The 22352-nt window shown below is 66.8% G+C and carries 20 protein-coding genes; 13 read left to right on the top strand and 7 right to left on the bottom strand.

The window, feature by feature from the left end; translation table 11 throughout:
* Window positions 1-47 precede the first annotated feature (47 nt).
* The 5 genes from VK98_RS13410 (at window position 48) to prmB (ending at window position 4560) form a co-directional block, all read left to right on the top strand.
* Entirely contained in the window at window positions 48-617 is a 570-nt protein-coding gene (locus VK98_RS13410; protein WP_048414514.1) for an aminodeoxychorismate/anthranilate synthase component II, read from the top strand.
* A complete protein-coding gene (locus VK98_RS13405) occupies window positions 617-1012 on the top strand; it encodes a lysozyme inhibitor LprI family protein (RefSeq protein ID WP_053077383.1) in 396 nt (131 codons plus the stop codon). Before VK98_RS13410 ends, VK98_RS13405 begins: the two co-directional genes overlap by 1 nt.
* A 58-nt stretch (window positions 1013-1070) precedes the next feature.
* Entirely contained in the window at window positions 1071-2099 is a 1029-nt protein-coding gene (trpD, locus tag VK98_RS13400; RefSeq protein ID WP_048414513.1) for an anthranilate phosphoribosyltransferase, read from the top strand.
* A gap of 69 nt (window positions 2100-2168) precedes the next feature.
* Window positions 2169-3545: a phosphomannomutase/phosphoglucomutase gene (locus tag VK98_RS13395; protein WP_048414512.1), complete on the top strand. Its 1377-nt coding sequence runs from the start codon at window positions 2169-2171 to the stop codon at window positions 3543-3545.
* A gap of 100 nt (window positions 3546-3645) precedes the next feature.
* Complete coding sequence (gene prmB / locus VK98_RS13390) at window positions 3646-4560, top strand: 50S ribosomal protein L3 N(5)-glutamine methyltransferase (RefSeq protein ID WP_048414511.1); 915 nt, start codon at window positions 3646-3648, stop codon at window positions 4558-4560.
* Between the two features lie 69 nt (window positions 4561-4629).
* Here the strand turns inward: prmB and VK98_RS13385 are convergent, their stop codons facing one another.
* From VK98_RS13385 to VK98_RS13370, 4 genes are all read right to left on the bottom strand, one after another.
* Complete coding sequence (locus tag VK98_RS13385; protein ID WP_048414510.1) at window positions 4630-5361, bottom strand: hypothetical protein; 732 nt, start codon at window positions 5359-5361, stop codon at window positions 4630-4632.
* A 6-nt stretch (window positions 5362-5367) separates the two neighbouring features.
* Window positions 5368-5919 carry a hypothetical protein gene (locus VK98_RS13380; RefSeq protein WP_048414509.1) on the bottom strand — a complete coding sequence of 184 codons (552 nt, stop codon included), beginning with the start codon at window positions 5917-5919 and terminating at the stop codon, window positions 5368-5370.
* A gap of 207 nt (window positions 5920-6126) precedes the next feature.
* Window positions 6127-6756, bottom strand: coding sequence for a LysE/ArgO family amino acid transporter (locus tag VK98_RS13375; protein WP_048414508.1), 630 nt, complete (start codon window positions 6754-6756; stop codon window positions 6127-6129).
* Between the two features lie 69 nt (window positions 6757-6825).
* The gene (locus VK98_RS13370; protein WP_048414537.1) at window positions 6826-9198 is read right to left on the bottom strand and encodes an EAL domain-containing protein; all 2373 of its coding nucleotides are present in this window, start codon (window positions 9196-9198) and stop codon (window positions 6826-6828) included.
* Window positions 9199-9405: 207 nt separating this feature from the next.
* Between VK98_RS13370 and VK98_RS13365 the strand changes: the two genes are divergently transcribed.
* Window positions 9406-10296: a LysR family transcriptional regulator ArgP gene (locus tag VK98_RS13365; protein ID WP_048414507.1), complete on the top strand. Its 891-nt coding sequence runs from the start codon at window positions 9406-9408 to the stop codon at window positions 10294-10296.
* A gap of 130 nt (window positions 10297-10426) precedes the next feature.
* Window positions 10427-10855 (top strand): cytidine deaminase, encoded by a 429-nt coding sequence (locus VK98_RS13360; RefSeq protein ID WP_048414506.1) that lies wholly within the window; start codon window positions 10427-10429, stop codon window positions 10853-10855.
* 11 nt (window positions 10856-10866) lie between these two features.
* On the opposite strand, the gene VK98_RS13355 is transcribed toward VK98_RS13360, so the two are convergent.
* Complete coding sequence (locus VK98_RS13355) at window positions 10867-11754, bottom strand: TraB/GumN family protein (RefSeq protein ID WP_048414505.1); 888 nt, start codon at window positions 11752-11754, stop codon at window positions 10867-10869.
* 259 nt (window positions 11755-12013) lie between these two features.
* Here VK98_RS13355 and VK98_RS13350 point away from each other — a divergent pair, with 259 nt between their 5' ends.
* Both VK98_RS13350 and VK98_RS13345 read left to right on the top strand, forming a co-directional pair.
* Window positions 12014-13558, top strand: a complete 1545-nt coding sequence (locus tag VK98_RS13350; protein WP_048414504.1) for a tyrosinase family protein — start codon at window positions 12014-12016, stop codon at window positions 13556-13558.
* Window positions 13559-13615: 57 nt separating this feature from the next.
* Window positions 13616-14356, top strand: a complete 741-nt coding sequence (locus tag VK98_RS13345) for a DUF2182 domain-containing protein (protein ID WP_048414503.1) — start codon at window positions 13616-13618, stop codon at window positions 14354-14356.
* Window positions 14357-14423: 67 nt separating this feature from the next.
* On the opposite strand, the gene VK98_RS13340 is transcribed toward VK98_RS13345, so the two are convergent.
* Both VK98_RS13340 and VK98_RS13335 read right to left on the bottom strand, forming a co-directional pair.
* Window positions 14424-16043, bottom strand: coding sequence for an NAD(P)/FAD-dependent oxidoreductase (locus tag VK98_RS13340; RefSeq protein WP_048414502.1), 1620 nt, complete (start codon window positions 16041-16043; stop codon window positions 14424-14426).
* Window positions 16044-16175: 132 nt separating this feature from the next.
* Window positions 16176-17810, bottom strand: a complete 1635-nt coding sequence (locus VK98_RS13335; RefSeq protein ID WP_048414501.1) for a methyl-accepting chemotaxis protein — start codon at window positions 17808-17810, stop codon at window positions 16176-16178.
* A 273-nt stretch (window positions 17811-18083) separates the two neighbouring features.
* Between VK98_RS13335 and VK98_RS13330 the strand changes: the two genes are divergently transcribed.
* From VK98_RS13330 to VK98_RS13315, 4 genes are read left to right on the top strand one after another with little or no spacing between them, the layout of a single operon-like run.
* Entirely contained in the window at window positions 18084-19505 is a 1422-nt protein-coding gene (locus VK98_RS13330; protein WP_048414500.1) for an efflux transporter outer membrane subunit, read from the top strand.
* Entirely contained in the window at window positions 19502-20017 is a 516-nt protein-coding gene (locus VK98_RS13325; RefSeq protein WP_048414499.1) for a MarR family winged helix-turn-helix transcriptional regulator, read from the top strand. The genes VK98_RS13330 and VK98_RS13325 overlap by 4 nt, the downstream gene beginning before the upstream one ends.
* On the top strand, window positions 20004-22154 hold the full coding sequence (locus tag VK98_RS13320; protein WP_082158995.1) for an FUSC family protein: 2151 nt from the start codon (window positions 20004-20006) through the stop codon (window positions 22152-22154). Before VK98_RS13325 ends, VK98_RS13320 begins: the two co-directional genes overlap by 14 nt.
* On the top strand, window positions 22144-22341 hold the full coding sequence (locus tag VK98_RS13315) for a DUF1656 domain-containing protein (RefSeq protein WP_019100681.1): 198 nt from the start codon (window positions 22144-22146) through the stop codon (window positions 22339-22341). The genes VK98_RS13320 and VK98_RS13315 overlap by 11 nt, the downstream gene beginning before the upstream one ends.
* Window positions 22342-22352: the final 11 nt, after the last annotated feature.

The following is a 22352-nucleotide window of genomic DNA, read 5'->3' as shown; positions in this document are numbered from 1 at the left end:
ACACAGCACGCAAACGGAACCAATAAATTCAATGAGTTAGACAAAAAATGCTATTGATGATCGACAATTACGACTCCTTCACCTACAACCTGGTGCAGTACTTCGGCGAGCTGGGTCAGGAGGTCAAGGTGTTCCGCAACGACGAAATCACCTTGCAGCAGATCGAAGCGCTGCAGCCTAAATACCTGGTGATCTCGCCCGGCCCCTGCACGCCCAACGAAGCCGGCGTGTCGGTGCCCGCCATCCAGCACTTCGCCGGCAAGCTGCCCATCATGGGCGTGTGCCTGGGCCATCAGGGCATAGGCCAGGCCTTCGGCGGCCGCGTCGTCCACGCCAAACAGCTGATGCACGGCAAGGTGTCGCCGGTCAAACACCGCGATGTCGGCATGTTCCGCGGCCTGCCCAATCCGGTGACCTGTACCCGCTACCACTCGCTGGTGATCGAACGCGAGACGCTGCCGGACTGCCTGGACGTCACCGCCTGGACCGACGACGGCGAAATCATGGGCGTGCGCCACAAGACGCTGCCGATCGAGGGCGTGCAGTTCCACCCGGAATCCATTCTCACCGACCACGGCCACGCGATGCTGGACAACTTCCTGAAAGAGTTTGCCTGATGAAGTGGATGTTGATGCTGGCCGCCGCCCTGGCGCTGTCCGGCGCGGCGCAGGCCGGTGCGCTGGACGACTGCATGCGGGCCGAGGCGCAGAGCCCGGCGGTGTCCGCCTGCCTGCAACAGCGGCTGAGCAAGGCCGAGGCCGAGCTGGTCTTAGGCGAAAACAAGGCCGCCGCCGCGATGCGCGAGCTGGACCAGATCACCGGCAACCGCTACCGCGCCCGGCTGGCGTTCAGCCAGTCCAGCCGCGCCTTCAAAACCTATCTGGACAAGCAGTGCCGCTGGGTGGCCAGCAGCTACGCCAGCGGCAACGGCGCGGATCAGGCCCAAGCCGGCTGCCGCGTAGACCTGATCGAGCAGCGCCTCTCCCAGCTGACGGCGCACGCCGGCAATTGAATCCCGGACGGCGCGCCTCCGCGCGGCGCCGCCCACGCAAGCAAAAGGATCTCCCCCGATGATTACCCCGCAGGCCGCGCTGAACCGTCTGATCGACGGCAACGAGCTGTTCTATGACGAAATGCTGGACTTGATGCGCCAGATCATGCGCGGCGAACTGACGCCGGCGCAAACCGCCGCCATCCTGATCGGCCTGCGCGTCAAGGTGGAGTCGGTGCTGGAAATCGCCGCCGCCGCCACGGTGATGCGCGAGTTCGCCACCCCGGTGCCGATCAGCCTGCGCGACCACCTGGTGGACACCTGCGGCACCGGCGGCGACAAGTCCCACACCTTCAACATATCCACCACTTCCGCCTTCGTCGCCGCGGCGGCCGGCGCCCGCGTGGCCAAGCACGGCGGCCGCTCGGTGTCGTCCAGCTCCGGCAGCGCCGACGTGCTGGAGTCGCTGGGCGTCAAGCTCAACCTGAACGCCGAACAAGTGGGCCGTTGCGTCGACGAGATCGGCATCGGCTTCATGTTCGCCCCCAACCATCACACCGCGATGCGTCATGTGGCCCCCATTCGCAAGGAGCTGGGCGCCCGCACCATCTTCAACATCCTGGGGCCGCTGACCAACCCGGCCGACGCCGAAAACCAGCTGATGGGCGTGTTCCACCCGGACCTGGTGGGCATTCAGGCGCGGGTGCTGAAACAGCTGGGCAGCCGCCACGCGCTGATCGTGCACGGCCTGGACGGCCTGGACGAGCTGACCTTGTCCGGCCCCAGCATGGTGGCTGAACTAAAGGATGGGCAGATCGAGGAGTACCAGCTGGATCCGCGCGAACTGGGCCTGGACTTCGCCGAACTCAAACAGCTGCGCGCCGACACCGCCGCCGCCTCGCGCGACATCCTGCTGGCGGTGCTTGACGGCGAAGCCGGCCCGGCGCGCGACATCGTCTGCCTCAACGCCGCCGCCGCCATCTATACGGCCGGCGTTTCCCCTACCCTGGCCGACGGTGTTACCATGGCGCGCGAAGCGCTCGACTCCGGACAGGCGCGCGCCAAGCTGGACCAACTGATCAGCCTGAGCGCCGCGCTGGCCGCCTGAGCCCCGAATTTCCGACGCGGAGCGCCGCCGCTCCGCGCTCATCCTTCATTTCGATCGCATAAGAACGCCATGAGCAAACTGTCCAAAGACATCTTCAAGGCCTATGACATCCGCGGCATCGTCGGCAAGACCCTGACTAATGAAGTCGCTCGCCAGATCGGCCAGGCCGTCGGCTCCGAAGCCAAGGCCCGCAAAGTGAAAACCATCGTGGTCGGCCGCGACGGCCGCCTGTCCGGCCCGGATCTGTGCCAGGCGCTGGCCGAAGGCATCCAGGCCGCCGGCGTCGACGTGATCGACGTTGGCCGCGTCGCCACGCCGATGCTGTACTTCGCCGCCCACGAGCTGGGCTCGGTGTCCGGCGTGATGGTCACCGGCAGCCACAACCCGCCTGACTACAACGGCTTCAAGATGATGCTGGCCGGCAACACCCTGGCCGGCGACGACATCCAGAAGCTGTACCAGCGCATCGTCGACGGCGATCTCGCCAGCGGCGAAGGCGGCTACGGCACCCACGACATCGTGGAAGCCTATCTGGACCGCATCACCTCGGACATCAAGCTGGAACGCCCGCTCAACATCGTGGTGGACTGCGGCAACGGCGTGCCCGGCGCTTTCGCCCCGGTGCTGTTCCGCCGCCTGGGCTGCCGCGTGCGCGAGCTGTTCTGCGATGTGGACGGCACCTTCCCCAACCACCACCCGGACCCGGCCAAGCCGGAAAACCTGCAGGACGTGATCGACGCGCTGCAGAAGACCGACGCCGAAATCGGCCTGGCCTTCGACGGCGACGGCGACCGCCTGGGCGTGGTGACCAAGGACGGCACCATCATCTGGCCGGACCGCCAGCTGATGCTGTTCGCCGCCGACGTGCTCGAGCGCAATCCCAAGGCCAAGATCATCTACGACGTGAAGTCCACCCGCCTGCTCAAGCCCTGGATCAAGCAAAACGGCGGCGTGCCGGTGATGGCGCGCACCGGCCACAGCTTCATCAAGGCCAAGATCAAGGAAACCGGCGCGTTGCTGGCCGGCGAAATGAGCGGCCACGTGTTCTTCAAGGAACGCTGGTACGGCTTCGACGACGGCATGTACGCCGGCGCCCGCCTGCTGGAAGTGCTGTCCCGCGTGGACAACCCCAGCGAACTGCTCAACGCGCTGCCCAATGCGCTGTCCACGCCGGAACTGAATCTGAAGATGGCCAAGGAAGGCGAAAACCACGCCCTGATCGCCAAGTTGCAGGCTTCCGCCACCTTCGACGGCGCCGAGGAAGTCAACACCCTGGACGGCCTGCGCGTGGAATACAAGGACGGTTTCGGCCTGGCGCGCGCCTCCAACACCACGCCGGTGATCGTGCTGCGCTTCGAGGCCGACAACGACGCGGCGCTGGAGCGCATCAAGGGCGACTTCCGCCGCGTGCTGGGCACCGCCACCGACGCCAAGCTGCCGTTCTGACGTCCGACCTCAAGGTCATCGTCCGCCTCCACGCGGGCACGAATAAACACCGCCGGGGACATGGCCGCCGCCATGTCCCTGTTGTATTGAAAGGAAAACCATGTACGCCCAGGCTGCATCCAGCTTCAACACCTTGCGCGACCTGCTGCGCTTCGCCGTGTCGCGTTTCAACGACGCCGGCCTGTTCTACGGCCACGGCACCCAGAACGCCTACGACGAAGCCGCCTATCTGATTCTGTCGGCGCTCAAGCTGCCGGTGGACCAGCTGGAGCCCTTCCTCGACGCCAAGCTGCTGCCCACCGAGGTCAAGGACGTGATCGACCTGATCGAACGCCGCGCCGAGGAGCGCGTGCCGGTGGCCTATCTGACCCATGAGGCCTGGCAGGGCGATTTCAGCTATTACGTGGACGAACGCGTGCTGGTGCCGCGCTCCTTCATCTACGAGCTGTTGGGCGAGCCGCTGCAGCCGTGGATCGAGCACCCGGAACTGGTGCACCGCGCGCTGGACCTGTGCACCGGCTCCGGCTGCCTGGCGATTCAATTGGCGCACCACTATCCGGACGCGCAAATCGACGCGGTGGACATCTCGCTGGACGCGCTGGAAGTGGCCTCCATCAATGTGCAGAACTACGGCCTGGACGAGCGCGTGCAGCTGATCCACACCGATATGTTCGAGGGCATCGAGGACAAATACGATCTGATCATCTCCAACCCGCCCTACGTCGACGCCGACTCGGTGGACGCGCTGCCGCCGGAATACCTGCACGAGCCGGAACTGGCGCTGGGCTCCGGCGAAGACGGCCTGGACGCCACCCGCGAAATCCTGCGCCGCGCGCCGGACTTCCTCAACGACAAGGGCGTGCTGCTGGTGGAGATCGGCCACAACCGCGAAATGCTGGAAGAGTGCTTCCCCACCCTGCCCTTCATGTGGATGGAAACCGAGAGCGGCGACGGTTTCGTGTTCCTGATCACCCGCGAGGACCTGGTGGACGGCCTGGCCGCCGACGCGCAGTAAGCGCCGCCCGTACCGCGAACGAGAAAAACCGGCGGCCCCGCGAGGGCCCGCCGGTTTTTTTTGCCTACGCTAGCCTTTGGACTGCGCCGCGCCTGGATGCAGTTCGCGCCAGATCTGCTCGGCGCGCTCCGCCGCCGCGGCTTTCTGCCCGGCGTTCAGCTGCCGGTAGTCCTTGGTGCCCAAAAACCAGTCCGCGCTCAAGGCGTCGCCGGCTCGCCGCGCCACCAGATTCCAGGCCGCGGCCTCCAAGGGCTGCCGCTCCAGCAGATAGCTCTCGGAGATCATCGCCGCCGCATGCCGGTTGCCCAGCCGGTACGCCTGCTGCAAGGCGGCGCGCGCCTCCTCGCGGTAACGCATCTCCGGCTCGAAGCCCGGCCGCTGCGGCTTGCCATCCAGCTCGAACAGATAACGTTCGGCCAGATGGGTCAAGGCCTGGACATTGCCGGCGGCCGCCAGCTTGCGCAACTCGGCCAGCGGCATCCGGTAGAAGCGCTCGTCGATGACGTAGCCCAGCTGGCGCAAAGCCTGCTTGCGCTGACGCTCGGCCTTGCTTTCCGGCGCAGGCTCCGCCGGCGCCGCGGCCGGCGGCGGGCCGTCGCCCACCGCGAAGCTCAGCCCCTGGTAAGCCCGCGGCGGCGCCCCCTTGACCGGCGCCGCCGCGGCGCCCGCCTCGCCGGCAAGCAAGGCCGCCGGAGCCGGCGCGCTCAAGCCCAGCCGCTCGCGGACCAGCTCAGGCAGGCTGACCCAGGCCAAGCCCAGCAGCGCCAGCCCGCCGGCCAGCCCCCACACCCGCTTGCCCATCGCCGATCAGATCGAGTTCAGGCAAGCGTTGAGGCCGTTGGCGTGGCCGTAGCGCGAATAATAATCGCGCTGCGACGGCGTGCCGTGCTCGCCGTAATCGGCCGCGTTGCGCGCCGAAGCCACCGCGTTCTCGATGAAGCTCGGATAACGCAGATTGGTTTCGGCGTACTTGGCGAAGGTGCCGCCCACGCAGTCGGCCTGCAGCTCCTGCATCGGCGCCTGGCGATAGATGTTGTGGGTGAACTGGATGGAATGGCCCCATTCGTGCGCCAGGATGAACTTGGCCACATAGTTGCCGTAGCTGTTCTCCTGCTGCTGCAGGAAGCCGGTGCCCACGCTGATGGTGTAGGGCCCGCACGCCATCGCGCTGAGCTGAGGCTCGCGGCAAGCGTACTGGTTGACGTAGACCGTCGGCCGCGCGTAGCCGCCAAGGAAGCCGCGGATCTCGTTGGCGCTGGACTGGATATAGCTGTTGTTCACCGGGGCTGCCACCACCGGGGAAGACAGGCCGCCCAGCACGGAAACCGCCATCAGACTGGCTTGAATCAAACCTTTCATGACTAACTCTCCTTATGTTGTTCACAACGGAGATTTAGTTATGGTAAATGATTTGGTATTTACAAAGTTATTTTGCAATTCCAAATACATATTTAGACAGTGAAAAATTACCTTGTCACGACAAACCGCATATGAAAAAGTGACGGGTTGCTCAAAAGCAAGCCGTCACTTTCAAAAAACATGCCTCTCCGCCGTCGCCAAAAACGCTCAGGCCATCCCTTCGAAACCGTAATTGCGCAGCAGCATGAAGGCGGTGAGCAGCATCACCAAGCCGATGACGCCATCCAGCACCCGCCAGCTTTGCGGCCGCTGGAACAAGGGCGCCAGCTTGCCGGCGAAGCAGCCGATGCCGCCGAACCACAGCACCGAGGCGCTGAGGCTGCCCAACAGGAAGGACGGCGCGGCGCTCTCGCCGTAAATGGCGGACACGCCGCCGATCAGCACCACGGTGTCCAGCCAGGTGTAGGGATTGAGCAGAGTCACCGCCAGCACGGTGCGGATGGCGCGCTTGCGGTCGCGCTCCACGCCGCCGGCCAGCGACATCGCCCCCGGAGCCATCGCGGAGCGGAAGGCCTTGTAACCCAGCCACAGAATGAAGCCCGCGCCCAGCCAGGTGACGGTGAGAATGAAGCCGGGAATCGCGTTGAGCAGCTTGCCCACCCCCATTACGCCGCAGGCGATCAGGAACACGTCGGCGACGATGCAGATCGCGACGATGGGCAGGATGTGGCTGCGGCCTATGCCCTGCCGCAGCACGAAGGCATTCTGCGGCCCAATGCCGACGATCTGCCCGATGGATAGCCCAAGGGCAGACAGATAAACGCTGAAATTGAACAAGTGCCGCTCCCGAAAAGTTTCGACACAGACTAAGGGAGCGACGCATCAAAGTAAAACTAATAAAAATTATTATATATAAGCAGAATTAATACTGGCTCGTTGCTCCCAGTCCGCGATCCATTCCGGCAAATGCCTAGGGTCCACCGGCGGCGAAATCTCGTAGCCCTGCCCGTCCAGGCAGCCTATCTCCAGCAGCCGGTCCCAGATCGCCCGGCTTTCCACGCCCTCCACCACCAGCTTGCGGCCGGTGTAGTGGGCGAAGGACACCATGCTGCGGATGATGGCCTCGTTGCCCGGCGTGTCCAGCAGCAGGCGGACGAAGCGCTGGTCTATCTTGATGGTGTCGAAGGGTAGCTGTTGCAGATGCACCAGCGAGGACGCGCCTGTGCCGAAGTCGTCCAGGGCGATGGACAGGCCCAGGTCGCGGCAATGCTCCAGCTTGGCGGTGATCTGCTCCGCCTCCTGCTGGGTCACGCTCTCCAGCACTTCCAGCTCCAGATAGCCGGCCGGCAGCGGGTAGGCCTGCAACAAGGCCTGGATGCCCGGCACGAAGCCCTCGTGCTTCAGGGTGATGGCGGACAGATTGACGCTGACCGGAATATGGCGGCCGGCCGCCAGCCACTCCCCGGATTGGCGCAGCGCCTCGCGCAGCACCCACCAGTCCAGCTCCCGCATCAGGTCGGTGTTCTCTATCGCCGGGAAGAAAGCGCCCGGCATCTCCAGCCGGCCGTCGCGGCGCCAGCGCACCAGCGCCTCCACGCCTTCGATGCGGTTGTTGCGCAGATTGATCTTGGGCTGATAGAACAACGCCAGTTCGTCGCGGGCGATGGCCAGCGCGAAGGCGTTGCGCACCGCGTGCATGTGCTGGATCTCTTCGTCCATGGTCACGTGGTAATAGCGGCAATGGCCGCCGCCGGCTTCCTTGGCCCGGCTCAGCGCCAACTCGCCGCGGCGCAGCAGCGCTGCGGCGTCGCTGCGGCCGTTCGCCGGCTCCACCACGATGCCCATGCTGCAGCGGGTGTGGATCACCACGCCCATGCAGTCCACCGGCTGCTGCAAGCTGCCCATCAGGCTGTCCACCAGCTGGTCCAGCTGCTCGTGGCGGTCGCTGCAGGCGACGAAGCGCGAAGCGCCCACCCGGCCCACGTAGCCATAGGGGTAGATGCAGCGCCGCAGCCGGTTGGCCACCTCGCACAGCACCGCGTCGCCGCCCTCGTGGCCCAGGCGGGCGTTGATTTCGTGGAAACCCTCGATGGACAGCACCAGCACCGCCAGCTGCGCGTTGGCGCGGCGGATCTGCAGTTGCTTGTTGATGTGTTCCTTCATCAGGTGGCGGTTGGGCAAGCCGGTCAGCGGATCGTGAAAGGACAGGAAGGCGAGTTCGGATTCGGCGCGATGGCTGCGCTCCAGCGCGTCCTGCCGTTCCAGCGCGCGGCTGATCTCGCGCGCCATGGTGTCCACCAGCGCCACCTTGGTGTCGTCGAAAAAGCCCGGCAGTCCGGAATACAGCGACAAGGTGCCTATCACCTGCTCGCGCAGCGTCAGCGGCGCCACCAGCGCGCTGCGCACGTTCCTGGCGTTGAGCACTCGCATCCACGGCTGCATCGACGGGTCTTCGCCGCAATCGTTGACCACCTGCACCGCCAAACCGCGGATGGCCCGGCCGCTGGGGCCGCGGCCGTGCAGGCTTTCAGGCAGCGCCGAGACTTGCAGCCGAGGAATGAAGGCTTCGGCGTGAACGCCGGCCATCGCCGCCGGACGGATGCTCTGGGACTCGGCGTCCAGCAGGCCCACCCAGGCATGGGAGAAATCGCCCTCGCGGACGCAGACGTCGCAAATCGCCTGGAACAGTTCGCCGCGTTCGGAGCAACGCACCAGGGCCATGCTGACGCCGCTGAGGGTGGCGTACAGCCCGGACATGGTCTGCAGATGCCGGTGCTTGCTGTCCACCGCCTCCTGCAAGGACTGCTGGTGGCCGTGCAGCTGCAGCATCTGGTCCAGCAGAATGCGCTTGCGCAGCAGCCGCGACAGCGCGGCGAGTTCGTCCAGGCCCAGCCCGGCTTCGGCCAGCCGCGCCAGGAAATGCGCCTGGCAGCGCTCGTACGCGCCCACCACCCACATCAGGCCCACGCCCAGCTGGCGCATCAAGCGCCCCTGTTCCACCACGCGCCGGGCGGCGCGGCCATTCACCGGACGCGTCAGCATCCGCTCGCAATATTGCAGCAAGGCGTCCACCAGGGAGTCGATGCCGCCCGGCAGGCGCTCGCTCAGCAGCGCCAGCGTTTCCGGGCATTTCAGCGCATACCAGTAGAACTCCTTGCCCAGCGCCTCCTTGCGCGACAACAACTGCGGAGCATGGGCGGTGAGCTGCGCCATATGATCCGCCCGGACCCCGATAAAACGGCACATGCCATCCAATAGTGCCTTATTATCTGCTTGCATCTTCAACATGCCTGTCATTGGCCATGAGCCGCCGGCGCCGGCCGGTCAGAACCGTCGCCGCCAGCCGCTCTAATTATTTTTATGCCGCCACCGCGTGCAGGCAAACCTTTGCACCGTCCGTGTTCGGACGAAGCAGCACAACATGCCATAGGTGGCGGCGCTAAGGCAAGAAACACCGTGGAATTATCCCGGCAAGGACGTAAAAACATGCTTGATCCGAAACAACTGGAAACCTTATCGGCCGTCGCCGAGACCGGAGGCTTCGACAAGGCGGCCAAAAAGCTGTTCCTGACCCAATCCGCCATCTCCCAACGCATCCGCCAGCTGGAAGAACAGCTGGGCCAGCCGGTGCTGACCCGGACCATTCCGGCCGAGCCCACCGAAGCCGGCCGCCAGCTGCTGCAATACTTCCGCCAGATCAGCCTGATGGAAAACCAGTTGATGAACACCCTGCTGCCCAGCGGGCCGCGGCCGGAGTTCACCACCCTAGCCATCGCCGTCAACGCCGACAGCCTGGCCACCTGGTTTTTGCAGGCGGTGCAGCCGGTGCTGGATAGCCAGCCGGTGCTGCTGGACATCATGGTGGACGATCAGGATTACACCCACGAGTTGATGCGCGCCGGTCACGTGGTCGGCTGCGTCAGCACCCGGCCGCAACCGATACAGGGCGGCGACAGCCTGTTTCTCGGCCATATGCGCTATCTGTGTGTCGCCACCCGCGGTTTCGCCCAGCGCTATTTTCCGGACGGCGTCACCGAGCCGGCGCTGGCCGCCGCGCCCACCATTCTGTACAGCCGCAAGGACGATGTGCACCGCGAATTCCTGCTGCACACCGCGTCCTATCACGGCGGCTTCCCCTATCTGACCGTGCCCACGCCGCAAGGCTTCGTCGAAATCACCCGCCAGGGCCTGGCTTACAGCCTGCTGCCCGAACTGATGCTGGACGACGACATCGCCGCCGGCCGGCTGATCGACCTGTTTCCGCAGCAACACCTGGACATTCCGCTGTACTGGCACCACTGGCGAGTGGAGTCGGCCTTGTCGCAGGCGCTGGCCGACGCGATGGCGCGGCATTGCCGGCAACACCTGCGCCAATGACCAGTCGGCGCGGCTTGCGCCCGGCCGGACGCCTCTGCTGTACTGAAGCTGGACGTTCGCGCCGCCGCCGGATATTGACAGCCCGGCCGCGCGCGGCGCAACATGCCACGCCAACCGCATCGGAGGCAATATGACCGGCAACACACCCAACAACGAGCAATGGGCCGAGTTGGAAATGGCCGCCCGCCTGGCGGCTCGCCAGGCTTATGTCCCTTACAGCAAATTCGCCGTCGGCGCCGCCATCCTGGACGGCGCCGGCAAAATCCACATCGGCTGCAATGTGGAGAACGCCTCCTACGGCCTGACCAATTGCGCCGAACGCACCGCGATCTACGCCGCGCGCGCCAACCACGGCATTCAGGACGTGCTGGCGGTCTGCATCTACACTCCCACCGCCACACCGACGCCGCCCTGCGGCGCCTGCCGCCAGGTGCTGAACGAGTTCGGCCCCACCATGCGCGTGCGCGCCATCTGCGACGGCGATGCGCTCATAGACAGCACGCTGGAAACGCTGCTGCCGGGCGCCTTCGGCCCCAAGAACCTCAAGGACGCCGGCTAAGAACCCGCGCCTCACGGCGCGCGCGGCGCCTCCGTCACCAGGTAGCCGCGCTGCCGCAGCAAACGCACCAGACCCTGGCGCCCCGCCAGATGCAGCGCGCCCACCGCGACGAACAGACGCTTGGACGCCGCCCAGTCGTCGATGCGGCGCGCCATCGCCAGATTGCGGCGGTCCAGCATTTCGCGCTGGGTCCAGGCGCTGAGCCGCGGATAGCCGGGCAAGGCCACCAGCGCCTGCAAGGCATTGAGGTCGCCGCGCTCCCAGGCTTCGGTCAGCTCCCGATAATAGCGGTCAGCCTCCTCCGCGCCCTGCCATTCCGCGCTCTGGCGCACCCATTCGCGCAAGGCCGGCGCCGGCATCTCGAACAGCAAGCGGCTTTGCTCGCCGGCGGTTTCCAGCGCCAGCACCGGCCGCCGCGCCGCGCGCGCCATCTCCAGCAGCATTTCCTCCCGGCTGTGCTGCGCCTGCTGTCCCATGCGCTGGTATTCGCGCAGCGCCAGCTGCATCAGCCACAGGCTGGGCGCCAGGCCGCGCGCCTGCTCCCGCGCCACGCCGATCCGCGCCAACTGCCCCTCCAGCGAGCGCTGGCTGGCGGCGTCCAATTGCCGCCATTGCCGGGACGCGGCCGCGCCGGCCAGCGTCGTCACCTCGGCCGCCGCCTCCGCCGTCGTCGGGTCCAGTTCCAGCACCAGCGCGTCGCTGACGCGCAAGGCCTGTTTCAGCCCCCAGTCCGGCGTGTCCGAGCCGGGCCGGCCCACATGCATGGTGCCGTACAGATAATGGGTGCGCCCTTGCTTGCTGAAGGTGAACAAGGGGCCGTAGGCGGGCTCCGCCTGCGCCGCCTGCAGCAGCAAGCACAGCGCCAGCCAGCCGCCCCAGAGGAAATGCCATCGTTTCATGTCTGCGATCCGAATCAAAACCGCTCAAGGATACCAGCTTGGCGCTGCCGGGCCGGCTCGCTTTCAAGCTCTTGCCGAGCGCCGCGCCGGCCACTTGCAAGCGTCGCTTTAAATAAGTAGTTGCCCCGAGGCAAAAACTGTTCTTTAGGACAGTTCGGAACCGTAGCGGTTTGCTAATCCGAATACACCGCCTCACCGCCAGCCTTAGCCATTCCCGCCACGGCCGCGCCGGAACGGCGCTCGCATCGAGGAGAACGACATGGCTCGCGTCCGCAAAGACATCTTGAAAATGAGCAATCCCTGGGACCCCACCGTGCTGTGGTACGCGCGCGCGGTGCGGGAAATGCAGAAACGGCCGATCAAGGAGCCCACCAGCTGGCGCTATCTGGCCGCCATCCACGGCTTCGACTCCCAGCTATGGCAACAACACGGCTATCTGCAAGCCGGCGAAGCGCTGCCCAGCGCCGCCGACCAGAACACCTACTGGCGACAATGCCAGCACCAGAGCTGGTATTTCATGCCCTGGCACCGCGGCTACCTGGCGGCCTTCGAAGCCATTGTGCTGGCGGAAATCGTCAAACTAGGCGGCCCCGCCGACTGGGCCTTGCCGTATTGGAATTACAGCGACAGCGCCAACGCCAAGGCGCGCGACCTGCCCACCTGTTTCCAATCCAAGACCTTGCCGGACGGCGGCGCCAATCCGCTGTGGCTGGCACAACGCTACGGCTGGAACAATCAGCCCAATCACATCACGCTGCGGCCGGAAACCGTGCAGCTCACCGCCTTGAAGGACGCGCAGTTCATCGGCACCGCCAACGGCATTCCGCCGGGCTACGGCGGGCCGCAAACGCCGTTCTGGCACGGCGGCGGCAATAGCGGCGGACTGGAAAACCTGCCGCACAACCCGGTGCACACCAATATCGGCGGCCGCAACGGCCTGATGTCGGACCCGGACCTCGCCGGCCTGGACCCGGTGTTCTGGATCCACCACTCCAATATCGACCGACTGTGGCAGGTATGGCTCAATCGCAATCCCCGCCACCAGAATCCCAGCAGCGACAATTGGCTGGAAGGCCCGGTCAACCGCAAATTCGCGATGCCGCGCCCCAACGGCAGCGGCTACACCTTCGTCGCCAAGGACATGCTCAACACCCAGGCGCCAAACCTGAACTATGTCTACCAGGACGTATCGGACCCTCTCGGCGGCGCCAGCCGCGCGGCGCAGCGCATGCAAACACTGGCGGCCATCCACCTCGACACCGCGGCGGCAACCACCATGGCGAACAATCCGAAAACCGAACTGCTGGGCGCCAACGCGACGGCGATCAAACTAGGCAACAGCACCGTCCACGCGCAGATGCAGCTGGACAGCGACGCCAAGAACAAGGTGCTGAGCAGCTTCCAGGCCAGCCAGGCCGCCGCACGCCAGTTCAAGGCCCAGCCAGACGCCGCGCCGCAGGAGCCGGACCGCGTCTTCCTGAGCCTGGAGAACATCCGCTGCAAGGTGGACGGCGGCACCTTCAACGTCTATGTCGGCCTGCCTCAGGGCGCGGACCCGGCGCAGCACCCGCAAAACCTGGCCGGCACCATCGCGCTGTTCGGCGCGCGCAAGGCCTCGCTGGCCGAGCACGGCGGCAACGGCGTCAGCCAGACGCTGGAGATCACCGACATCGTGGACCGCATGTGTCAGAGCCAGACGCTGGACGCGGCGCCGATGGGGGTGCAATTGGTGCCGGTGTCCGACATCGAGGACGACGACGAGGTGACGATAGGCCGCATCAGCGTCTACCGCCACGGCGAGTAAGCGCCCGCCCCCGGCCGCCTCCGCGGCCGGGCCCCTCCCTCCGCCACCGGGAGCCTCATGCCCGTCAAAACCCTTGTCGCGGCGCTCAGGGACTTGCCCTGGCCGTTGCGGTGCGCCAGCCTCTTGGGCTGGCTCGGCCTGATTGCCCTGGAGCGCCAGCTGGCCGCGCCCGGCTATTGCGGCGTCTGGGTCCCAAGCCGCCCCGGCGGCGGCTGGGAGGCGCTGCTCGGCGCGCTGTGGCTGAACCCGCCCACGCTGCTGCTGCCGTCCTGGCTGCTGATGCTGCTGGCGATGATGTCGCCGCTGCTGGCCGACCCGCTGCGGCTGCTGTGGCTGCGCAGCCTGGCGCGCAAGCGGGCGCAGATCCTGGCGCTGTTCCTCGGCGGCTACGCGCTGGTCTGGCTGGCCGCCGGCCTGCCGCTGCATCTGCTCGGCCTCGCGCTGCTGACTTTCAGCCCCGCGCCCTGGCTGGCCTTCGCCGCCGCCTGCGCCGCGGCCTGGCTCTGGCAGACCTCTTCGCTGCGCCGGCATTGCCTGCAAGCCTGTCACCGCCAAGCCCGTCTGCCGGCCTTCGGCTGGCCGGCGGCGACGGCGGCCTTGCGCTACGGCTTCGCCGCCGGCGGCTGGTGCGTCGCCTCCTGCGGGATATGGATGCTGCCGCCGCTGCTCGCGGGCCCCGGGCATCTGCCCTTGATGGCGGCCATCGGCCTGTGGCTGCTGCTGGAGCGGCGCCGCCCGGACATCCCGCCGCCCGCGCAGGCGCTTGCCGCACCCTTGCGCCCGGCCGGGCGCCATTAAATGAAAAGGGCCCGCTATCGCGGGCCCTTGCGGAGGAACGGAAGCTTAGGGACGCTGCGCAGTTTTGTTAGCGGCGTTCGGCCAGAATGGCCTGGGCCACCGCCTCCGCCACCTTGATGCCGTCCACCCCGGCGGACAGAATCCCCCCGGCGTAGCCGGCACCCTCGCCGGCCGGGTACAGGCCGCGCACGTTCAGGCTTTGGCAATCCTCGCCACGGGTAATGCGCAGCGGGGAGCTGGTGCGGGTTTCCACCCCGGTCAGCACCGCGTCGTGCATATCGTAGCCGCGAATCTTCTTGCCGAACTCCGGCAGCGCTTCGCGCATCGCCGCGATGCAATAGTCCGGCAAGGCCGCGGCCAGATCAGTCCAGTGCACGCCGGGCTGATAGGACGGCGGCACCGAACCCACCTGGGTGGACGGCCTGCCGGCCAGGAAATCGCCCACCAGCTGCGCCGGCGCTTCGTAAGTGGCGCCGCCCAGCACATAGGCGCGGCTCTCCAGCTCGCGCTGGAAGGCGATGCCGGCCAGCGGGTCGCCCGGATAGTCGTCCGGACTGATGCTGACCACCAGGCCGGAGTTGGCGTTGCGCTCGGCGCGCGAATATTGGCTCATGCCATTGGTCACCACCCGGCCCTCTTCCGAGGTGGCGGCCACCACCTGGCCGCCCGGGCACATGCAGAAGCTGTACACCGCGCGGCCGTTGCTGGCGTGATGCACCAGCTTGTAGTCCGCCGCGCCCAACAGCGGGTGGCCGGCGTACTTGCCCCAGCGCGCCTTGTCGATCAGCGTCTGCGGATGCTCGATGCGGAAGCCCACCGAGAACGGCTTGGCCTCCATGTACACGCCGTGGCCGTGCAGCATCTCGAAGCTGTCGCGCGCGCTGTGGCCCAAGGCCAGCACGATGTGGTCGGCGCGGATCTGCTCGCCGCTGGCCAGAGTCAGGCCGCGCGCCGTTTTGCGGCCGTCCGACCCTTCTTCCATATGGATGTCGGCGACGCGTTGCTGGAAACGGATTTCGCCGCCCAGTTCCTCGATTTCGGCGCGCATCTTCTCCACCATGCTCACCAGGCGGAAGGTGCCGATGTGCGGCTTGGCCACGTAGAGGATTTCCTCGGGCGCGCCGGCCTTGACGAACTCGGTCAGCACCTTGCGGCCCAGGTGGCGCGGGTCCTTGATCTGGCTGTAGAGCTTGCCGTCGGAGAAGGTGCCGGCGCCGCCTTCGCCGAATTGCACATTGGATTCGGGGTTCAGCACCTTGTTGCGCCACAGGCCCCAGGTGTCCTTGGTGCGCTCGCGCACTTTCTTGCCGCGCTCCAGCACGATGGGCTTGAAGCCCATCTGCGCCAGCAGCAGCGCGGCGAAGATGCCACAGGGGCCGAAGCCCACCACCACCGGGCGGCGCTCCAGGTTTTCCGGCGCCTGGCCCACATAATGGTATTGGGTGTCCGGCGTCGGCATCACGTGCTTGTCGGACTTGAGGCGCGCCAGCAGCCGGGCCTCGTTGGCCACGTCGATGTCGACGATGTAGGCCAGGTTCATCATGCCCTTGCGCGCGTCGTAGCTGCGCTTGAAGACGACGACCTGACGGATGTCCTGCTCCGACACGCCCAGATAGGCCGCGATCGCGGCGTTCAGTTCTTCCGGGGCGTGGTCCAGCGGCAGTTTCAATTCGGTAATGCGCAACATCTTGAATTCCAGTACGGGTTGGTGTCTATTCAACGAGGCGGTATTGTAGCGGCAAACCGCTCCCGCCCCTATCGTTGCACGCAAACTTCCCGCAAGAATCTGTTCACTGCCTGCCGCGCGCCGTCTACCGCGCTACACCTGGAATCCGGCCACCGTCTGCCGCAGGCCCCCGGTCACCTCGTCCATGCTCTGGATGCCGCTGGACGCCTGGGTGGCGGCGGCGGCGTTGCCGGCGGCCACCTGGGCGATCTGCTCCACATGGCGGGCGATGTCCTGGCTGGCGACGCCCTGCTCCTGCAAGGCGTGGGAAATGTCGCGCACCACTTGCACCACCTGGCCGGCGCTGCCGCGTATCTGCTGGATCATCTCCCCGCCCTGCTCGGCCAGCGCCAGCCCGGCGCGCACCCGCTCCACGGTCTGGCTCATATTGGCGCGCGACTGATCGGAGCTGAGCTGGATCTCGTCTATCATGCCGGCGATCTCCTCGGTGGCCTGGGCGGTGCGTTCGGACAGTTTGCGCACCTCGTCCGCCACCACCGCGAAACCGCGGCCGGTTTCGCCGGCGCGCGCCGCCTCGATCGCCGCGTTCAGGGCCAGGAGATTGGTCTGATCGGCAATGTCCTTGATCACCTGCATGATGCTGGAGATGGTGGCGGTCTTGTCCGCCAGCGCCGAGATCGCGCCGGCGGTCAGGTCCACCGTCTCGCTGATGCCCTTCATCTCCGCCACCGCCTTGGCGATCACCTCGCCGCCTTCGTCCGACAAGCTGCCGGACTGCTGCGACACCTGGCGCGCGTCCTGCGCGTATTGGGAGATGTGGTTGATGCTCACCGTCAGCTCTTCGATCGACGCCGCCATCGAAGTGGCGCTCTCGCTTTGCTGCTGGGAGTTGTCCGCCACCGCCTGCGCGCCGGTCACCACCTCCTCGCTCAGCCGCCCCAGTTCGCCGGCGCTGGCCACGATGTCGGCCACCATCTGCCGCAAAGCCTGCTGCATATGGGCGATATTCGCCATCAGGCTGTCCGCGTCGCCCGCCCGCACCGGCACCGGCACATCCAGCCGCCCGCCGGCGATTTCCCGCACCACGGCCGCGGTCTGCGCCGGCTCCGCGCCCAATTGCCGCATCACGCTGCGGAACAGCCACCAGCCCAGGCCGCCGCACACCGCGGCGATCAGCAGCACCTGGACCGCCACGCCCAGCAATTGCACGCGCAAGGCCGCCCAGACGTCGTCCATATACAGGCCGGTGCCCACCACCCAGCCCCAGCGCGGGCTGGACTGCAAATACGCCAGCTTGGGCTGCGGCTCCGCCGAGCCGGGCTTGTCCCAGACGAATTCCGCGAAGCCCTTGCCCTGCCCCTGCCTCAGGGTCTGGTCGAACTTGTCGCCCAGGCTGCTGCCGCTGGAATCCTTGACCGCGTGCATGTCCTTGCCCACCAGTTTGGGGTTGACCCCGTGCGCCAGCCAGACCAAGCCCTTGTCTAGCGTGAAGAAATACTCCTTGCCGGCGAAGCGCAGCCGGGTCAGGGCCAGCAGCGCCTGGCGCTGCGCCTCCGTCTCCGGCAAGGCGCCGGCCGCCGCCTGCTCCTCGTAATTGGCCACCAGACTCAGGGCGTTTTCCACCTGGCCGCGGATCAGATCCTGCCGGTCCGCCATCATTTGCTGATGCATGCTGCGCAGCACCAGGCCGCCCAGCAGACAAGTCAGCGCGATCACGCTAAAAATCAATAACAACAAACGCTGCTTCAAGGAAAGGCCCGCTCGCATGATGTCTCCAAAAATCGCCGACGATGCGGCAAACCGAATCGCGGGCTCGCGGCGCGGTCCGGTTTATCCGCCATGTTTATTAAGCAAACCCAAATAATACACTCGTCATTACTCTGCTGCCCATATTTAATGACATGCGCTTGACCTGGGTCAGCCGCAAACGCAGCGGCCGGAGGCCGGGCTCCCGTCCTTCAGGCGCCTCGCCTCGAAATTTGTTTTACAAATGTAATATCAACAAATAAAATGTACACAGATGTAAAACAGGATATCCAGATGAAGCCGTCTCCCGCCACCCTCGCCCTTGCCGGCGCGCTCCTGCTCAGCGCCTGCGCCCAGATGGACGCCGTCAAACCGCAGTCCCAGCTCAAAACGCCGCCCGCCGTGAACGCGCCGTGGTCCGGCATGCCCGCCGCGGCCTGGTGGCGGCAATGGAAAGACCCTCAGCTCGAGCGGCTGATCCGTCAGGCGCTGCAGGACAACCCCGGCTTGCGCGGCGCCGAGGCGCGGCTGCGCCAAGCCCAGGCGCTGAGCGAGGTCAGCGCCGCGGCCACCCAGCCGCAAGTCAACGCGCAATGGCAAAGCACCCGGCAGCTGCACGCGGAAAAAAATCTGGTGGCGCCGGCGGGCCACGGCAACTACGACTGGCAGACCCGCGCCGCCGTCAACCTCAGCTACGACCTGGACGCGTGGGGACGGGAACGCCAAGCCTTGTCCGCGTCGCTCAGCGATGCCCAGATGGCCGCGGCCGACGCGCGGCTGAGCGCGCTGAATCTGGAAACCGCCGTCATCCGCGCCTATCTGCAACTGGCCGAGCAATACCAGCAACGGGACCTGGCGGCGGCGGCGCTGCAACAACAGCAGGCGCTGCTGGATCTCAGCCTGCGGCGCAAGGCCGCCGGTCTGGCCGCCCAGCCGGAAGTGGAGCAGCAGCGCGGCCGGCTGCCGCCCGGCCGCGTCCAGCTGCAGCAGATAGACGAACGCATCGCCACCCTGGGCAATCAGCTGGCCGCGCTCTGCGGCCAAGCGCCCGACGCCGAAAACCGCCCGCGGCGCCCCGCGCTGCGGCTGGACCAGGCCTTGGACCCGCTCGCCGCGGTGCCGGCGCAATTGCTGGGCCGCCGGCCGGACCTGAGCGCGCAGCGCTGGCGGGTGGAAGCCGAGGCCGCGCGCATCCAGGTCGCGCGCGCCGCCTTTTACCCCAACATCAATCTCAGCGCCTTCGCCGGCTATCAGGCGATAGGCTTTGCCGACCTGCTGTCTCCGGCCGCCGCCCTTCGCGGCTTCGCGCCGGCGATCAGCCTGCCGATATTCGAGGGCGGGCGCCTGCGCGGCCAGCTGCGCGCCCAGACCGCCGCCTACGACCAGGCGGTGGAAAGCTACAACGCCGCCTTGATCAACGCCTTGAGCGAAACCGCCAGCGCCATCGTCCGCGCCCGCTCCGCCGAACAGCAGAGCCGGCAGGCCGAGCAGGCGCTGGACGCCGCCGGCCGCGAACTGGCCCTGGCGGAGCAGGCATACCGCGCCGGACTCAACGACCAGAGCGCGGTGCGACAGCTGCGGCTGAGCGAACTGTCCGCCCGGCAGAAACGCGCGCAGGCCCAAGCCCAGCGCCTGGACAGCTACGCCGCGCTGATGGCCGCGCTGGGCGGCGGCATCGAATCCCCAACCCCCATCGCCGGCGGAGAAGCCCAATGAGCCACTTCGAAGAAACCCGCAAACGCCTGCTCCGCGTCAAGACCAGGATTCCGGAATTTCCGCTGTCGCTGCTGACGCTGACGCGCTTGAACTACCACGTGCAAAAACGCATCCAGGACCTGACCAACGCCGCGCTGCGCAAGCACGGACTGACCGAAAGCAGCTATCTGGTGCTGGCCGTGCTCTACGGCTCCGAACAAGAGACGATGACGCCCGGATCGCTGGCGGAAACCTGCTCGCAAAAGCCGGCCAATATGACCCGCATCTGCAACGATCTGGAAAAACAGGGCCTGATCCGCCGCGGCAGCCTCAGCGACGACCGCCGCGCGGTCGCCGTCACCCTCAGCGAGACCGGCCGCGAGCGCATCCGCGCGCTGTTGCCCGATGTCTGGGGCAATCTGGGCAATACCTTCGCCGGCTTCAGCGACGAGGAAATGCGCCAGCAGGAACAGTTCTACCTGCGCCAGCTCGGCAATCTGAACCAGGCGGAGCCCGGCGATGGCCGCGGCTAGGCTGGCCGGCTGGCGCCCGCTGCTGAGCCAGGCGCTGCGCGGCGGCTTCCACGACTGGCTGCGGCTGGATGGCGAACGCTGGATCTTCATCCTCAAGACGCTGCTGGCCGCTTTCGCCGCGCTGTGGCTGGCCTTCCGCCTGGGCTTCGATTCGCCGGGCACCGCGCTGATCACCGTGCTCATCGTCAGCTCGCCGCAAAGCGGCCTGGTGCTGGAGAAAGGCTTTTACCGGCTATTGGGCACGCTGGCCGGCAGCGCGGCGGCGCTGGTTCTGGTCGGCATGCTGGCCTCGCAGCCGGTGCTGCTGCTGGCGGCGCTGTCGCTGTGGGTGGGGCTGTGCGCCGGCTACGCCACCCTGTACCGCAACTCGCGCTCTTACGGCTGCGTGCTGGCCGGCTACACCGCCTGCATCATCGCCTTGCCGGCCATAGGCCAGCCGCTGGCGGTGTTCGATCTGGCGGTGACCCGGGTGTCGGAAATCTCGCTGGGCCTGATCTGCAGCGCGGTGGTCTACGACATCGTGTTTCCGCGCTACCAGGCCGATCAGGTGATCAGCACCGTGCGCGGCCGCTATCTGCGCTTCACCCTGCTGTGCCAGGACGCGCTGGCGCAAAAGCTGCACGCCCGCGATCTGGAGCAGGCCCAGCTCAAATTCGCCGCCGACATCGCGGCGCTGGAGGCCGGCCGCGCCACCGCCTTCTTCGAAGCCGGCCACGTGCGTTCGCGCAGCAATCAGTTGCACGCCTTCAACGCCACCTTCATGGCCGCGCTGACCACCTTCCACACCCTGCATCGACAAATGGAGCGGCTGCGCCGCGACGCCGATTCGCCGCTGCCCGGCCTGCTGCTGCCGCTGTTCGCCGAAGTGGCCGCCATGCTCAGCGAAGCCGACGGACCGGCGCGCACCGCCGCCGAGGCCAAGGGCACGGTGGCGCAGCTGGGCCGGCTGCGCGCCGGCTGGCCGCGCCGCGTCGCCGCCGCGCGCGAACAATTGCGGCAAGGGGAAGAAGCGGAACGCTGGCGCATAGACTTCGACACCGCCACCGAGCTGCTGACCCGCTTCATCGAGGAAATGCACGCCTTCGCCAGCGTCTACCACGGCTTCGCCAGCAAAACGCCGCAGCAGATCAGCGCGCTGGCCGCCTACACCCCCGGCACGCCGCTGCCGGTGGCCGTCGCCGGCGGCCTGCGCGCGGCGCTGACCTTGGGCGCGCTGTCCGTCGCCTGGTACTGGCTGGCCTGGCCCAGCGCGCTGGAAGCGGTGTTGCTGGCCACCGTGCTGTGCTGCCTGGCCGCGTCCTCGCCGCGACCGGTGCTGATGGTCAAGCAATTCCTCACCGGCTTCGCGCTGGGCACGCCGCTGGCCTACGCCTGCATGTTCTGGGTCTTGAGCCAGACCGACGGTTTCCCGCTGCTGGCGGCCGGCATGCTGCCCTTTCTGGCGCTGGGCTGCTATCTGAAATGCCTGCCCAAATACGCCGGCGTCGGCGCCGGCATGACCATCGTGCTGGCGCACGCCATCAGCCCGCAAAACCATATGAACTACGATGTGGTCTCCTTCCTCAACGGCAGCATCGCCCGCATCCTGGGGCTGGCGTTGTCGGCGGCCTTCTTCCAGCTGGTGCTGCCCGAGCACACCATGGGTTCGCCGCGCCACATTGCCGCCGCGCTGTGGCGCGAAGCGCGCCGCGCCTGCGACGCCAAGCTGCCGCACCTGAAGCAGCGTTACGAAAACCGCATCCGCGACCTGCTCAATCAACTGAACACGCTGAGCCCGGCCCAGGCCGAGCTGAAGCAGGCGATCACCAGCCAGGCCATCACCCTGCTGGAGCTGGGCCTGGCGGTGATCAATCTGCGCGCGCTGACCGCGGAATCGCCGTCGGCGCAGCTACGCGCCGACCTGGAACACGCGGTGACGCAGCTGGCGCGCTATTTCGCCGCGCCGTCGCCGGAACGGCTGCAGCAAGCCATCGCCACCATGCGCGCGACCGGCCCGACGCTGCGCGTCCATCTGGCGCTGGCCGAACCCGAACGCGCCGCGCGGATTCAGCGCGCGCTAGCCGATCTGCACCTGATCCACACCTCATTGCTGGACGTGGCCGAAGCCGCCGCGCAAGGAACTGACCATGACTCGTGAAATCGCCGTGTTCGGCATCCTGATCCCCACCCTGCTGCCCTTGTTCCTGTTCAGCCTGCTGTGCCAGGCCGGGCTGGACTGGCTGCTGGGCCGGGCCGGCGTCTATCGCCGGGTATGGCATCCGGCCCTGTTCCGCCTCAGCCTGCTGATCTGCGTGTTCAGCGGCCTGGCGCTGCTGCTCTACTGAACGCGCCTCCG

This window comes from Chromobacterium sp. LK11 (genome assembly GCF_001043705.1).
Taxonomy (GTDB): domain Bacteria; phylum Pseudomonadota; class Gammaproteobacteria; order Burkholderiales; family Chromobacteriaceae; genus Chromobacterium; species Chromobacterium alkanivorans.
The sequence above is the reverse complement of the archived record's forward strand: the minus strand, read 5'-3'. Positions and strand labels throughout refer to the sequence as shown.

What these genes read in the sequence shown, in the direction of transcription:
- VK98_RS13410 (WP_048414514.1), top strand. Translation starts at nt 48, where the DNA reads ATGCTATTGATGATCGACAATTACGACTCCTTCACCTACAACCTGGTG.
- VK98_RS13405 (WP_053077383.1), top strand. Translation starts at nt 617, where the DNA reads ATGAAGTGGATGTTGATGCTGGCCGCCGCCCTGGCGCTGTCCGGCGCG.
- trpD (WP_048414513.1), top strand. Translation starts at nt 1,071, where the DNA reads ATGATTACCCCGCAGGCCGCGCTGAACCGTCTGATCGACGGCAACGAG.
- VK98_RS13395 (WP_048414512.1), top strand. Translation starts at nt 2,169, where the DNA reads ATGAGCAAACTGTCCAAAGACATCTTCAAGGCCTATGACATCCGCGGC.
- prmB (WP_048414511.1), top strand. Translation starts at nt 3,646, where the DNA reads ATGTACGCCCAGGCTGCATCCAGCTTCAACACCTTGCGCGACCTGCTG.
- VK98_RS13385 (WP_048414510.1), bottom strand. Translation starts at nt 5,361, where the DNA reads ATGGGCAAGCGGGTGTGGGGGCTGGCCGGCGGGCTGGCGCTGCTGGGC.
- VK98_RS13380 (WP_048414509.1), bottom strand. Translation starts at nt 5,919, where the DNA reads ATGAAAGGTTTGATTCAAGCCAGTCTGATGGCGGTTTCCGTGCTGGGC.
- VK98_RS13370 (WP_048414537.1), bottom strand. Translation starts at nt 9,198, where the DNA reads ATGCAAGCAGATAATAAGGCACTATTGGATGGCATGTGCCGTTTTATC.
- VK98_RS13365 (WP_048414507.1), top strand. Translation starts at nt 9,406, where the DNA reads ATGCTTGATCCGAAACAACTGGAAACCTTATCGGCCGTCGCCGAGACC.
- VK98_RS13360 (WP_048414506.1), top strand. Translation starts at nt 10,427, where the DNA reads ATGACCGGCAACACACCCAACAACGAGCAATGGGCCGAGTTGGAAATG.
- VK98_RS13355 (WP_048414505.1), bottom strand. Translation starts at nt 11,754, where the DNA reads ATGAAACGATGGCATTTCCTCTGGGGCGGCTGGCTGGCGCTGTGCTTG.
- VK98_RS13350 (WP_048414504.1), top strand. Translation starts at nt 12,014, where the DNA reads ATGGCTCGCGTCCGCAAAGACATCTTGAAAATGAGCAATCCCTGGGAC.
- VK98_RS13345 (WP_048414503.1), top strand. Translation starts at nt 13,616, where the DNA reads ATGCCCGTCAAAACCCTTGTCGCGGCGCTCAGGGACTTGCCCTGGCCG.
- VK98_RS13340 (WP_048414502.1), bottom strand. Translation starts at nt 16,043, where the DNA reads ATGTTGCGCATTACCGAATTGAAACTGCCGCTGGACCACGCCCCGGAA.
- VK98_RS13335 (WP_048414501.1), bottom strand. Translation starts at nt 17,810, where the DNA reads ATGCGAGCGGGCCTTTCCTTGAAGCAGCGTTTGTTGTTATTGATTTTT.
- VK98_RS13330 (WP_048414500.1), top strand. Translation starts at nt 18,084, where the DNA reads ATGAAGCCGTCTCCCGCCACCCTCGCCCTTGCCGGCGCGCTCCTGCTC.
- VK98_RS13325 (WP_048414499.1), top strand. Translation starts at nt 19,502, where the DNA reads ATGAGCCACTTCGAAGAAACCCGCAAACGCCTGCTCCGCGTCAAGACC.
- VK98_RS13320 (WP_082158995.1), top strand. Translation starts at nt 20,004, where the DNA reads ATGGCCGCGGCTAGGCTGGCCGGCTGGCGCCCGCTGCTGAGCCAGGCG.
- VK98_RS13315 (WP_019100681.1), top strand. Translation starts at nt 22,144, where the DNA reads ATGACTCGTGAAATCGCCGTGTTCGGCATCCTGATCCCCACCCTGCTG.